This is a genomic window from Lentilactobacillus rapi DSM 19907 = JCM 15042 (assembly GCF_001436255.1).
In the GTDB taxonomy this organism is placed as follows: domain Bacteria; phylum Bacillota; class Bacilli; order Lactobacillales; family Lactobacillaceae; genus Lentilactobacillus; species Lentilactobacillus rapi.
Genome location: NZ_AZEI01000058.1, coordinates 20,730 through 35,092 on the forward strand (window position 1 = coordinate 20,730; position 14,363 = coordinate 35,092).

The 14,363-nt window shown below is 43.5% G+C and carries 10 protein-coding genes and 1 CRISPR repeat array; all 10 genes read right to left on the reverse strand.

Going from position 1 to position 14,363, the window contains the following annotated elements; genetic code table 11:
• Positions 1 to 136: 136 nt before the first annotated feature.
• The 10 genes from FD12_RS07035 to FD12_RS07080 all read right to left on the reverse strand — a co-directional run bounded on the left by FD12_RS07035 (position 137) and on the right by FD12_RS07080 (position 13,723).
• Positions 137 to 1,744, reverse strand: a complete 1,608-nt coding sequence (locus FD12_RS07035; protein WP_056982337.1) for a putative polysaccharide biosynthesis protein — start codon at positions 1,742 to 1,744, stop codon at positions 137 to 139.
• A 134-nt stretch (positions 1,745 to 1,878) separates the two neighbouring features.
• Positions 1,879 to 2,847 (reverse strand): S66 family peptidase, encoded by a 969-nt coding sequence (locus tag FD12_RS07040; RefSeq protein ID WP_054748897.1) that lies wholly within the window; start codon positions 2,845 to 2,847, stop codon positions 1,879 to 1,881.
• Between the two features lie 455 nt (positions 2,848 to 3,302).
• Positions 3,303 to 4,185: a CRISPR direct-repeat array (repeat unit 28 nt; unit sequence GGATCACCCCCACACACGTGGGGAATAC).
• A 29-nt stretch (positions 4,186 to 4,214) separates the two neighbouring features.
• Positions 4,215 to 5,105, reverse strand: a complete 891-nt coding sequence (gene cas2e / locus FD12_RS07045; protein WP_056982338.1) for a type I-E CRISPR-associated endoribonuclease Cas2e — start codon at positions 5,103 to 5,105, stop codon at positions 4,215 to 4,217.
• On the reverse strand, positions 5,105 to 6,055 hold the full coding sequence (gene cas1e / locus FD12_RS07050) for a type I-E CRISPR-associated endonuclease Cas1e (RefSeq protein ID WP_054749034.1): 951 nt from the start codon (positions 6,053 to 6,055) through the stop codon (positions 5,105 to 5,107). The genes cas2e and cas1e overlap by 1 nt, the downstream gene beginning before the upstream one ends.
• 3 nt (positions 6,056 to 6,058) lie before the next feature.
• Positions 6,059 to 6,739, reverse strand: coding sequence for a type I-E CRISPR-associated protein Cas6/Cse3/CasE (gene cas6e / locus FD12_RS07055; RefSeq protein WP_056982340.1), 681 nt, complete (start codon positions 6,737 to 6,739; stop codon positions 6,059 to 6,061).
• A 12-nt stretch (positions 6,740 to 6,751) separates the two neighbouring features.
• Positions 6,752 to 7,483, reverse strand: a complete 732-nt coding sequence (gene cas5e / locus FD12_RS07060) for a type I-E CRISPR-associated protein Cas5/CasD (RefSeq protein WP_054749033.1) — start codon at positions 7,481 to 7,483, stop codon at positions 6,752 to 6,754.
• The gene (gene cas7e / locus FD12_RS07065) at positions 7,464 to 8,540 is read right to left on the reverse strand and encodes a type I-E CRISPR-associated protein Cas7/Cse4/CasC (RefSeq protein ID WP_054749032.1); all 1,077 of its coding nucleotides are present in this window, start codon (positions 8,538 to 8,540) and stop codon (positions 7,464 to 7,466) included. Before cas7e ends, cas5e begins: the two co-directional genes overlap by 20 nt.
• On the reverse strand, positions 8,533 to 9,192 hold the full coding sequence (casB, locus tag FD12_RS07070; protein ID WP_082622201.1) for a type I-E CRISPR-associated protein Cse2/CasB: 660 nt from the start codon (positions 9,190 to 9,192) through the stop codon (positions 8,533 to 8,535). The genes cas7e and casB overlap by 8 nt, the downstream gene beginning before the upstream one ends.
• A gap of 15 nt (positions 9,193 to 9,207) precedes the next feature.
• A complete protein-coding gene (locus FD12_RS07075) occupies positions 9,208 to 10,929 on the reverse strand; it encodes a type I-E CRISPR-associated protein Cse1/CasA (RefSeq protein WP_056982342.1) in 1,722 nt (573 codons plus the stop codon).
• Positions 10,910 to 13,723: a CRISPR-associated helicase/endonuclease Cas3 gene (locus FD12_RS07080; RefSeq protein ID WP_056982344.1), complete on the reverse strand. Its 2,814-nt coding sequence runs from the start codon at positions 13,721 to 13,723 to the stop codon at positions 10,910 to 10,912. The genes FD12_RS07075 and FD12_RS07080 overlap by 20 nt, the downstream gene beginning before the upstream one ends.
• Positions 13,724 to 14,363: the final 640 nt, after the last annotated feature.

Below are 14,363 nucleotides of genomic sequence, written 5' to 3' on the forward strand. Positions count from 1 at the left end.
ATAAAGTCAAAATCAATCAGTTTTATCCTACTGCAAGAAATCAATAAAATATTGCCCTGTCACGCATAATATATGAAATATTCGTGTTTAAAATGCCGTTCCTAAAAATAAAAAAGCAGTCCATCAATCGACTGCTTTACTGGAAATGTTTATATCTGAAATATTTGTAACCAATTTTGCGATCAAAGATAATCCCCGACAGACCAGTGTGATTTGCCATAAACAGGTAAATCAACAGGGTGACCAGGCCAAAGACACAACAGAAAATAAACGCCATGACTAACCCAGCCGGAACGTACAGTTGGTGAATCCCCATCGCTAACCCAATAACGATCGCAAAGAAAACAATGTTAACCAGAACCGTTACTCTTAACTTGCCAAATGGCACATGAAATTCACGACGAACTTCACCATAGCTCAGTAAAATGACAAATCCAAAGCCGATTGCTGTCGACAGAATCGCTCCAAAGCCTTGCATCAAAACAACCAATGGTGGTTGGAACAAGAGCTTCGCAATGAGTCCTACAAACAAATAATACATTGCCTTTTTACTATAGTGAAGTGCCTGAAGCAGCGTGAGGCCATTGATTGCGAGGCCAAGAATCAGGCTTTGAATGATATTCCAAAATAGATAATCGCCGCCAAGCGTGCTAAAGCTAAAGAAGATCCCATTAATTTCATAGGATAAACCGCCTAAAACGGCAACGATCGGCAATAACGTGAATAACAACATATTGATATTTTGGAAGATTAACTTACCAATATCCGGATCGTGAGCGGCCAAACTATGTGCTAATAACGGTAGCGTCGTCTCAGCCACTGCTAATGCCAGTGAAACAACCACTGTGGTGATCTTCGTTGGATTAGCGGAAAACAGGGTATAAATGTACTGGGTATAAACCGCCGAATAGTGCTGAACGCCTTCCATTACTTGCTTAAAAAACAGTTGATCGATTAATTGACTCAGCGTAATCCCCGACCCAACGATGACAAATGGAATTGACTCATAAGCAATCATCTTAAAGATACTTTGAATGCTTGATAGATCATAGGGCTTACTCTTAGCCGCCATCTGAGCATAGTTAGCCGACTGCTTCTTATAGTAAAGTCCCAGGTATAGATAGCTGGCAACCGCCCCAACGAAAGCCGCCATCACGCTTAAATAAACGGCTTCAATGTAGCTTCGATGAAGGACATAAATGACAACGTATGTGGATACCAAAATAAAAACAATTCGAATGAACTGTTCCCAAAGTTGAGACACCCCATATGGTTTCAAATCCTGGTTTCCTTGGAACCACCCTCTGACACTGCTCATGGATGGCAGAATGACAATCGCCGGAACTAATACGCGAATAGAAGTTACCGCGCTGCTAGTGGATACGACTGGACTATTTTTTGCAATAATGGGCGCAATAATCCATAAAATAGCCCCACAAAGGAGCCCCGACATCAGCATCACAAAGGAACCGACCTTCGCCAACTGCTTGGAATCCAAGAACTTATTTTCACCATTATAAATGGCCACCCGGCGGGCAATCGCGGACGGAAATCCTGCGGTCCCCAAGGCGATAAACAGGCCATACGGGTTATACGAAGCATTGAACAGCGCCATTGCAACGCTCTTGTGTTCAGGTGACCCAATCATATACAGCCAGGGAATCAAATACACAATTCCCAACACCCGTGAAAAGATACTGCCAAATGACAGCCAGAAGGATCCGGACATGATTTTCTTGTTCATAGTAACAGTACACACTTTCTAATTGAAGAATTCTTGGTTATATTATAGCCGTTTTTAAATGGTCACTGAACCTCATATTGACCCTAATCAATAAATTATATCAGGTATTGTGGTCGGTTGGTGAGTTTATTCAATTAAAAATCGGTGAAGGTCGCTGTCCCATTGATGGCGTTAATCACAGCTTGGGCACCTAATGGAGTTGTGATCATCGGCACGGTGTGGCAACTATCATAATCGTAAATGACTGGCATATCTTGGCCGTCTAAAACTTCTTCCAAAATATCAATTGGTTTTCGCGTACTACCCTCGGGGTCAAACAACGCATGCTTACCCAAGATAATGCCTTTAACGCGATCAAACACTCCCGCCACTTTTAACATGGCAAAATTTTTCTCCACCGTTGAAGCATCCTTTTCCGCATCTTCGATAAACAGTAAGTCATTTTTGCTAAGTTGAGGAAAATAGCGGGAAGCCAGGATTCCATATATCGTGTTTAAATTACCACCAATAATTCTCCCAGAGAGAACTGGTGACCCAATATATTGCCACTGATTAGGCCGCTGTTGTTTAGGCCTTTCAAAGGTATTCCAGTTCAAAGCCTCGTCATCCCAAAACTGCGGGGCATCAATCACAACTTCATCGTCTTTATTGGCGGTGATGATTTGATAGAAACGTGTCCAAGTTTCATCCACAAACGGTGACCATTCACCAAAGCCTGCAACTAACGCTGGCCCATACAGTACCCGACAATTGGGAGCCTGCGTTTGGACTGCGAGTAGCAATGCTGTCGCATCGGAATAACCAACGAACGTCTTGGGATGGTCATTTAGATAATCATAGTCTATGTAAGGCAAAATTGAATTGGTATTGGTCCCACCGATCGTAGTCATAATGATATCGACACAATTGTTACGAATTAATTCGTTAACCTCGTCAGCTCTTTGCCGAATTGAACCAGACCGATAAGCGTCTCTTTTAGTCGTTAAATTGCCGGCAATCAATTGGATCCCTTTACTGGTCAAAAATTTCTGCGCTCGTTTAAAACGAATCGGTGAGATTGCAGTAATAGGTGTCGACGGTGAACAAAAACCGATGGTCGTCATAAAAATGCCTCCAAAAAATAATTGTTAACGTTATGTTATACCTTAAGAATATTGCTTTCAACTTGTTTCATGAGCTTGGCTGAAACTCAATCCTTCTTTGACATTTGTTACTCTATACTACCTTATTGGGTATCGGCATTCCTTTCATTACTATATCCACATATATGGGGAATACCGTAAATAATCTTGGCCGCATGTGCATTCATGAGGATCACCCCTACATACGTGGGGAATACACAAATGCCCTCCGAATTCCTTTGCTATATGGGGGATCATCCCCACATACGTGGGGAATACAACGAATTATGCCTTAACTGGCGTCGCGAAAAGGGATCACCCCTACACATACGTGGGGAATATGATGCGAATAAGCAGCCTTTAATTTTGGACAAGGGATCACCCCCCACATACGTGGGGAATACGCCCATGCTACTTGTTTTGGTGTGCCAGTTAAGGGATCACCCCCACACGCGTGGGGAATACTAAAAATAGTTCCCAACAAAACTAATTATATCAGGATCACCCCCACACACGTGGGGAATACCAATCGTGATACTCTCTTAAATAGCTTTTTGCAGGATCACCCCCACACACGTGGGGAATACTCTTGCTAAACAGAGCATCCCTGTGTGCGGCACGGGATCACCCCCACACACGTGGGGAATACCACTCAGGAGCTTTGCCGTTTCTTAATGTGGTAGGATCACCCCCACACACGTGGGGAATACCACAGCTCGCTTTAAGACGTTTAGAGGTGGATAGGATCACCCCCACACACGTGGGGAATACTCAATGGCTTTGTTTGCCACATCGTCACCCAGAGGATCACCCCCACACACGTGGGGAATACCATCTGCCATCTTTTCGCTATCAAAGACCACCGGGATCACCCCCACACACGTGGGGAATACAGATGTTTGAAATTGCTGAAAATGCGGTTAGCAGGATCACCCCCACACACGTGGGGAATACTCATCCCAGTGGATGTGGAGCAATCGCGACCAAGGATCACCCCCACACACGTGGGGAATACAACATAGAAGTCACATCCCAGGCGATGACGTCGGGATCACCCCCACACACGTGGGGAATACTGGCAACCGTTGATGGCACTACCGATTCAATTAGGATCACCCCCACACACGTGGGGAATACAATTGGAATGCAGATAGCGGGACGGACGATATAGGATCACCCCCACACACGTGGGGAATACCAGCAGTTCGTTTGTCAAACTCGGCGCGAGTAAGGATCACCCCCACACACGTGGGAAATACTAAAAATAAACATTGTCCAACAAACTGACGACAGGATCACCCCCACACACGTGGGAAATACACTAAAGGATCCCTGCTATGACGGCATTCTCAAATTTGCAAATGGCCCTTTTCAATGAGTTTGATTGCTAGGTCTAATGTTGCCTTTGCATCCGCCAATGCATGATGTGGCGTTGAATTATCAATTTGATATGCCTTTAAAACGGTATTCAGTCGATAATTATCAAGAAACTGATTTGATTTTTTTACCACCGGCATTATATCCAGCATCTTATTGGTTAAATCAGATTGATTAGTTTGATGAAAGGCTTCCGAAAGAAACTCCTGGTCAAACCGCAAATTATATCCGACGACTGTTGAACTGCCAACGAAATTCTTGAGTTCTTGCAAAGCCAAGCTTAAGTCAACCCCATCGGTTGCTAATAGTTCTGAAGAAATATCAGTCAATTCTGTTATTTTCTTTGGAACTTCACAGTCAATCTGAATCAATTGATCGAATTGGTCGTATTCACCATTCTTAGTTCTTTTAATCGCACCAATCGAGATAATTTTGTCCTTCGTGGCATTCAAACCAGTTGTCTCAAGATCAATTGCAACGAATTGACGATTTGCCTGATTGGGTTTATTGGATTTGCGTTTATTCATCATGACTTTAGCCCGATGAAATTTCGCCGCATTACTAAAACCATGCTTTGGCACTCCAGGAGCAACCTTGAGTCGCATCATCAATGGAATCCCATCAAAATCCACGACTTGGTACTGCTTACGAGTCGTTTTAATCTGGTAGCCCAATTCATTATTGGCGTTATAGACCATTGTGGCCTCTCCACTACCAATATTTCGGTTAATTCGATCCCATAGCAAATCTCGGATCCGGGCACTCACATTGCCAACGTACACGCCCGTTTGGACCTCTTGATACCACTTGGTCAAATCTCCCCGTAAAGATTGAGGCACTTTGGTTAGTGTCACGACAATCATCAGCCATCATCCTCTTCAAATTCATGGTATTGAACGCCAAACTTCTGCAGACCAAGCTTGTCATCCCACAGATTAATGATACCGGCACTGATATTTGTTTCGGTGACTCCCAAAATTGACTTTAAATCAGTCACCATCCGGACCAGTAATTTACCATCCTTAAAAGCATCTCGCATCGCCAGCCGGGTTTTGGTGCCAATATCTTTGTCATCGCCATACTTAGCAGTCACCCTAAAGGCAACTGGAATCGAAATCTCTGCTTTGTATAAATCCGCGAAATCATACACAAAGGATAAATCGTGACCAGTATGGACAAAGCCCAACCCAGCAGAGGCGCCCAACGCACAAATCACACTGTAACTCAATCCATATAATGCTTGATGAGCTGCCGTGAGGGCTTTATTAATCGGTGTTCCTGCATCGAAATTGTCGGGATTATAAGCTCGCCGAGACCAAGGGACATTCGTCTTCTGAGACTCGTTTCGGTACACTTGGCGAACGCGACTGCCCTCTTTTCCCCGCAGTTCCTGCATCGACAAATCAGAAACATCTTCACCGGGAAATCTCATCTGATACATCTTCCGGGCGACGGCCACCCGGGTTCGCGTATTCGAAACCAGCCTAGCCTGAGCTTCCAGCAGCCGAGAAGAATGATTCAACGGGCGGCCATGGGCATACTGACGAACGCCTTGCTCGCCAACCCAGACGACGCCCATCCCTGCATCGCCAATTAGTTCCATTGCCCGATGAGAGGCATCAACCCCCGGGCCTAATAGCAGGACACTCACAATCGCGACGGGCACAAATACCGTTCCTCGATTGTGCGTCACCAAAATTGCACTATCTTGGCGATTTAGTTTCGCATGCTCCAGATAAAGAAAGGTGACCCTATCTCGGATTCGACTCAATTCTGATAGTTCCGCCTTTTTTGCTCCAAATTTTTTTGTCATGATTTAGCCTCGAGGAATAACCGTCATCAAACCCATTCCAAATGCCTTTTCACGACCGATTCCATTGATCAGGGCTTGCTTAAAGGTGGTAACATCGGCCACTCGCAAGAAACCTTCAAATGTGACCCGACTCAATCGACCGCCTCGACCACCTTGATCGGGCTTTCTGCGGAGAACCGGCCAATCTCGACTAATCACGTCAAACGCTCGGTTATCCGCAGCTTCGTTGTTATTCACCGGCTCTTTTTCAATTAACTGAAAGCCAGATTTTTCGGCTTTCCCCACAAGCCATTGCCGTTGTTGGGCAATCGTAACATGTGGGACAATCCGGGGCTGCTTCTTCCCTGGTTGTTTGATTGCATATGTGGGATTAGCCGTTAATCGGAACTGCATCACTTGCCCTTCTTGAATGCTTGCCAGAAAGGGATCATATGATTTGGTAACTGCCGTCCCAGCTACGCCATAGGTCGCGAGTTGGGTTAAATCTGGCGCTGCTTCACTGAGAACAAGCAAATATTGCTTACCGTTAAGTGGATCAATTCGCCATAAATGGCGCCGTCGTTTGCCCGCCTTTACCTCAGCTGGAAAGCTTTGTTCAACCCAGTTGTGAAAGGCGCCGAGATGCGTAAGATCTTTTGTTTTTTGACGATTATTGACGTCAATTTCTACTCTTGATAAATACATACATACTCCTTTCTAGAGAAAGCCGAAGATGTCGTGTTTGGTTTCTACGGAATTATCGATCTCTGCTTGTTTGTTTTCAAAACATGGATTTTGCAAATCCACGTAATCAGTTGCAACCGCTCGATAGCCATGGCGCCGATTCCGCTGGTCAAAGGATTCAACGCGATCTTTGACCATTTTGCTGCGGTTATCAGGCAATAAATTTGCGTCCGCAATGATTGCAACGTCTTTGACAAATTCATTTCGACGCTTGCGCCACTGGTACCAATGGGACGCTTGCCAAGGCATCTTTTTCAAAACAGCAATCGGATCGCGATCTGAGAATGTGGCTGTCTGTAAAACACCAGCAGGCACGTTTGAGCGGCGTCCCAAAAACAACTGAAATTTCGGGTGCTTCAAGGCAGTTTCAATTTGTTCAATCAACTGCTCATCTTCACTGCCGAGCGCGGCCATGAACACAGCATCTTGAATGTAATCCCGGTACGTAATCTTTCTGGTACCCTTTTTCCATTCAACCGTCTGAAAATCACTCAATGCCTTTCCTGGCTGGTCCACGCGAACAGCAAAAGCCAAATCATTTAACGCCGGGATTCGCGGATCGTCTCGCTGATATCCGAGTGCGGCAGAAATCATCCCAATAACTGCACTCTTTGATGGATAACCGCCACTTGTTCGTCGAGAAAACGTTGCCTCATTGCCATATGATTGTAGTGGGGAAGTCAATTTAATTGTTAGTGTTTTCATCCTGGACCACCTTTGTTAATTCCGTGGTGACTTCATTCAAAAGATCAGCTAAGTTGTCAACCTGATCAGATTGTTTTGACTCATATTGATGATTAGCCAACACAACAGTTAACGAAGGTTTCGCAACAAAGCTAAGGGTTGCTGAATATTCAGCTTCAAGCTTGTTAATCGATGATTGAACGTAGCCGTTCTTCGAATTAACTGGCGCTTCAAATGCTGAAACCAGATTGACTGGTGTATCTGGTCGAATGGTAACCATCACATAGTTTGGTAACGTTTTGTTGGCAAAAGTATTTTGTTTGCCAGTTGGCATTGATAGTAAAAATGCTTTGATGAAATCCGTTGCACCCTTAATCGCGTCCGAGGAACCAAGGTTGTGAGCTAATTCATTGACGTTTAAATTAGCATACCGATAGAGTGTTGAGGAATTAAACTCAATTGTTCCCAGCATTGCCGCACCAGTTGTATCTTCAGACTGCAAATCATCCAAGGCTGTGTAGTAATCGAATTCTGGAACAACTTCGTGCGTTGAAATGGCGTGGGCAACCTGGGCGGAACCTTCCACGTTTAGTTCAGGATTGTCAGCTACCATTCGGCCAAAAAGTGCCAAATCAAGAGAATTGTCCGTTTTTAACACCTTTTTGACTTCTTTTTTATCAAGTTCGTCATGATCGATGACATATTGAGCTAACTTTTCAATCTGGCCGGGACTGACTAATAATAACGCACCCGTTTCATTATTCTTATCAAGTTTGATACTGGCAGCCTTAAAAACTTCACTTGTCTTATCCAGGGCAGCCTTTTCATCTAAGGAAGAATCCAGAGACATCAACTTGTTGGCCAGTAATTTAGCAGCTTCCTTGGTTCTCGTACCGGTATCAACGCCTGATTGTTTAAAGGATACCCGCATCGCCCGTTTCCAACTCTGTGAAGAAACCCGCGACCGGGTAACGCCACCATAAAGAGCCGTTTTAGGTGCGCCCGTGTCATCTCGATTGATATTTGACGAAGGCACTGTTTGCAAGACATTTAGATCGATATATACATTATTAGTCATTAGTTTTTTCTCCTTCAGCTGTTACTGTTTGTTTGATAAACCGATAGTACTGTTGGCCCCAAGCTAAGCGGACTTGATTTGCCTGCCGAAACCCTGTCTGGAACAAATACAAATCACTAGCCAACCTAGGATAATCAATTTTTTGATTTGGCGTGCTAGCTTTTAAAATTTCAACTAAATGGGTAATTGAGTTAATGACGCTATTCACGTTGGTTGTCCCCAAAAGTGCCTGTACCCGGCGATCTAGGGCTGCCCGAGTCGTCTCATCTCGACGCAAATTAGCAAGGGCTGCAAATAAGGTGAGGCCATCCGCTGATTCGGCCTTGTATGAGGCTCCAGACGCAAAAGGTTCTCGGCCCTGCTGATGAATTGCATAGAGGCGAATGGCTGTATACATTGAAATTTCAGCTTTTGTGGGCTTCCCGTCCGCGCTTAATAATTTTTCATGTTTTAATTCCATATCCTGTTCAATTTTGACAAGTCGTTCGATGATAAATGGCCACACTTTTTGTGCTCTCGGGCTTGCGATTGTTGAGGCACTTCGAACACCTGCCAGAACGGCTTTATTTAAATTCCCATGACCATAGAGTTCTTTAATTATTCCGGCCGTACTTTTTGTCATTTCAGTCGCAATCTTTCTCGTTGATTCCATTGGTTCACACCCTTTCTATGATTTCAAATCTGCTTGAACCTGATACCGTAGCCGGTTGTTGACGGTAAAGATATTAACCAGGCCCTTGCTTTTATCGACCACGCCATTAACATCAATAAAGCCGGCCATGTCTCGTGGTGAGCTCGATTGAACAACCTCATTGGCAGCTTTCAAGACGTAGCTTTTGAGCTCTTTTTTCCATTCATTACTCTTCTTGTCCCGGTCTTCTTCGTTCGTCAAGCTTCGCAACCAGTTATTAAACGGGCCATTTAGCCCATCATAAAAGGCCGCACTCATTTTGTTGGCAAATGGACGATAATCAAGATTACGAATGTGCGCAATATTCGCCGCAAACCGCCAGTAATCACTTCCCACTTTCTGGGTTAACTCGATCATGTCTTCGATCCGGACTGGCCAACGCTGTGCTTTGTCTGGATTCTCATCAAAAAGAACGTCCGCATTAATATGCATATCGTCGTAGACTTCGGCAACTGGAGACTGGGAAGTCGCGTTGCCATCACTAATGAGGGCAACGGAAGCTAGGGTTAACAAGGTGCTTTGTGGAATCAGCCCTTTATCTTTAAGCACTCGTAACCATTTAACAATTTCCGGTTCATGCTTATCATTGGCTTCTTCAACTTGGACATACTGTCCGAAGTTCCGCCACATTGCCGTTCCTAGTGATCTCAACCCCTTAACAGCAGGTCTATAATGATCGGTCTTTTTATCAAATCGCCAAACCGTCATTGGTTCGATAAAGGCATCATCGCTCTCAAACATTGGCAGTCCAGCACTAAAGATCGTTGGGTTGCCTTGATCATCCCAATTAATATGAAGTAGTCGGCTCCACGTGGTGTATAATTCCGCCAAATTATCTGGTCGGTTCTGCTTCTTACGATCTTCGACATACTGAGGAACAGCTTGTTCCCATACTGGCTTTGGGGGATTATATGATTGATCTTTCTCAACCAAAACCAAATTCAACATTAATGTTTGAAAAAGGGTATCACCATCCGCAAATACCGGGCCAAGCTTGTAAAGCCAGCCAGAAGCAGTTGAAAATTTATCGGGCATCTCAATCTTCGTTTTATCAGTAACACCCGTAAAATTTTGATAGGTAATCAGCCACCGGGCAAGTTCATCCAATTTAATATCGTTTTTAAATTCATCAGATTTAGGCGAAAATAATGATGGCGTGTTGCCGCTTTCCGAAATCTGCCGGTTAATTTGCTTAATTGCCACCGTTCCCGGCCCTTCGGCACCAGCAATTTGCTTCTTTTTCGGCACAAAGTGGTTATAGTCATCCTCAGTAACTTGGTAGAATGGCTGTTCACCAAATAAGTCAAACCGATCTGCATATCGTTCTAAGTACGTGATCACCATTTGAGTAAAGTGGCCATTATTGGATAACTGCTTCCACGTATCAAATAAGTCCTCCTCAATGTTTTCCTGATCGTCCCGATCGACTTCACCAGTATCTCGCATCGAATCTTCATCAACGGTCAACCAATCATACGGTTCATCGTCTGCATCAAATCGTGAATAAACGGTGGTCAAAATTGCGAGGAGAAAACGTAAGATCGCCAAATCTTGGGAACGCATTTCTCCAGACAGCGCTCGATAATTTTGAGCATTCTCGAATAATTCAATTAGGGAAACCAGTTGTTCTTGATTGGTCTGTCTGTCAATGACTTTAATCCAAGAATCAGTTGTTAAATTAAAGTGTTTCTTTTCCATTGTCGTCCTCCTTTGAATAACTTAAGCCAAATCGGGAAGAATAGTTCAAATGCCAGTCACCTAAATCGGCTGATAAATTCTTGTCTAGTGGGAGTACCAGTGCTCCTTTTAACCAAACATCGTCCTGCCAATCCGGATAATATTTACTGGTCAATGTTTCCAGGTGCTTAATTGCCCGGTCAATATCTGGTGTGACCGGGGAAGGGATTCTAATAACTTGCTGAGCGATCTCCTGAGAAGGAATATTTTGAATTGACTTAGGCTGATCTGACTGAGTATCTGTCACTAAAAAGTCCCCCTCACTCGTGTGTTGCAACAAAATGACTTCAAGTGTTTCTTTAATATCACGAACGGTAGCATTTGCACGCTGCTCATCAGTATCAATATTTGGCTTGGTTCGATCTAACCAGCCATGAATCGTATGCTTTCGGTATCGCGGTGCCCCTACTTGAAATGCTTGCGCTTTATCACGCTCCTTTTTAAGATTGTCATTAAACACTTCTCTTTCCTTATCGAGCTCTGGCATCTCGTCAGCCGTTATTTCAGCATCATTTCCTTGATCGTAAACTTTTTGAACCAACACTGAAATATCACCAGGAATTGCAATTGTCTTACCCAGAAAATGATCGGTTTTCATGAGTAAATATTTTTGATAAACGGCTTCATTAGCATCCCCATATTCACCGGGTCCACTAATCCCCATCACAAACAACTGAGGCATTTGGAGCTCTTTTGGCCTGGCAATATGATGACGATGCAGTCGGCCGGCACGCTGAAGGATTAAATCCATCGGGGCAATATCGGTATAAAGAACATCAAAATCGATATCAAGTGATTGCTCCAAGACTTGAGTCCCAATGACAATCATCTTAGAGGGCCTTTGACCATTTTTTCCAATGGCTTGTTGAAGCTTTTCTTCCTGGCTCTCTCTGGTGGGAGCCAAAAAGCTTGAATGGAGGAGCATAAAGTCAATGTTTTTGGGGACAAGTTTAGCAAGTGCCTGTGCCCGCTTAACAGTATTGACGATAATGCCCGCAATCCCACCATCAGTAATTTTATTTACAACGGTTCGAATCAACTCCTCATCATCCAGATTAGTTTTGTTAACTTGCAGTGCAAATGGTGTCTGGTCACTATGGCCGGTGAACTCTGTCACTTGTTTTAATTTCTTGCCATCCAAAACGCTCAACAGCGGATATGCTTCAGTGTCCTGCCAATTGGCTGGCGCCTCAAATCCTTTCGGAGACCGTTTACCGTACCTACCTTTTAAATACGAGGTAATGAGCGCATTTCTTTTTTCTTTTGGCAAAGTTGCTGACAGTATGACAATCGGCACGTGGTACGCACCCAGCCAATTAATAGCTCGATATAAGTATTGGTTCATATACGCATCATAGGCATGGACTTCGTCAATAATGACAACTTTACCACTGAGCCCTAAATGTCTTAAAAATAAATGCTTCTGCTTAAGAGCCATTAACAGCAAATTATCAATTGTCCCAACTGTAAACTTGGTTAATATTGATTTCTTTCCACTGAACCAGGAATTGACCGTCACCGCGCCTAAATTTTTGGGGTCAGCGTCATCAATATTGGCTGCATTGGTCAAGTTCTGGTAATGTTTGTTAAATTGGGCTTTCCCATGCATTAACTTGATTGAGAAGTTCTCATCTTGAGATTTCGCAAGTTTCTCCAGCCAATCATTAACTCGATCAAACATCGCGTTGGTCGTTGACTGGGTCGGTAACCCCATAAAGACACCGTCTTCGCCATCAATATAAGCAAGTTGTTCGGCAGCAACGAGCGCAATTTCAGTTTTTCCTAAGCCTGTGGGCGCTTCCACGATCACCATTCCAGGATCACGGGTTTTCGAAATTGCTTTCGTTATCGTAGCTTGAACTGGCCGGGCATTAAATCCCCAGCGTGTCTTATAAGGATCATCGGTTGTCAAAACCTTCTGGGGAACCCACTCCCCATTAGAGTTCCAATTATTAATTGCGTTTTGAAAACGACTGACGGTATCAACGTCCTCACTCGATTCACTTAACGGTATTAACGGAAATAATTCCGCATCTTCATCATTGGTCAGATACTCACTTGACGCTAGCCAGTCAGCCATAATTAGCAAGCCTTCTAAAATAACTGCTTGTGGCTGGGTAACCATCGGGACTTCTTCCACAGACTGATATCCAGATAGTTTCAAGCCATAATCAAAAAGTTCTTTTTGAGTCTGTTTCCAGATTTTTTGAATTTCTGCATCGGTGTCACTCAAATAATAATTGGCCGTATAGGTAACAATTTGCTTTCGAAGAGCCTCCTGAGCTGGCAAGCCGTGATGTCCGCCGATGATCGCCCCAACTGAGTTTGGCACACCATAATGTTCGAGAATTGCCTCACCAGCAATCGCGTGCGGAGATGCCCGTGCAGAAGACAAATCGCTTTCATCCAGTTCTGAAAAACCACTTCTGATTAATTTTTCTATCAATTGATCATCTAAATAATCGTCACGGATATAAGAACGCTTTTTTTGAAATGCAGGAGTTGCCTTACCAATGTCGTGGGTAAATCCAAGAAACTTGACTAGTTTTTGCACATCCTCGTCAGATCTTTCATCAATCTCATCAGACGACGTATATTTCAATAACTGCCTTTGGCTGTCACTGAGCCAATGATTGTACAACCAGTTAATGGTATTCTTCGCATCCGTCAGATGTATCACCAAAGGCAGCCAAAGTTGCTCATCATGTTCGAAATTTTTCTTGGCCCATAAAGCGGTTACATTTTTAGATAACATTATCGATCTCGATCCCCTCACTTGACAATATGCTTTTCAATTCTTTGGTCAAATATAGTATAGCACACTTTTTGCAAATACAAATACATCGTTTTAGTATTTGTTAATAAACAAAAATTTCAGAAAATGCGTTTTCGAAAGTCCAATCCATTAATTCTTTATTTTTATGTACTTAACAAACTTGCGGTTAGCTAATTAAGGCTTCCTGGGCTTTAGGAAAATACACCCCCACAGTTGTGGGGAATACACTTCAAATACAAATACATCAGGATCACCCTTACAAAGGTAAGGAATATTTTACAATATAAGTATATCGCATTTAAAATAGGAGATCATCCCTAAAAACCATGAACTTAAATGACTATTGTAGATCATTTAAGCTAATAGGCTCAGGCAGTTGCCATCTATCCAAGCATCGGCAATGTTTACATCCTGCACCCCAGTGAAATCAAAAATCGTGAGTTAAACATAGTATTTAACAACTTCGTTAAAATCGCAATAATGCAAAGTTGGGAAGTAGTCTACAGGCGGTGGGCGTTTCTTTCACTGACCAAAGCGAATAGGACATCAGATCCCAGATACTTAGAAGCTGTTTAGTATCTTTTAAGAAGTAACCTGATAAAAGCTAACGAAACCATCA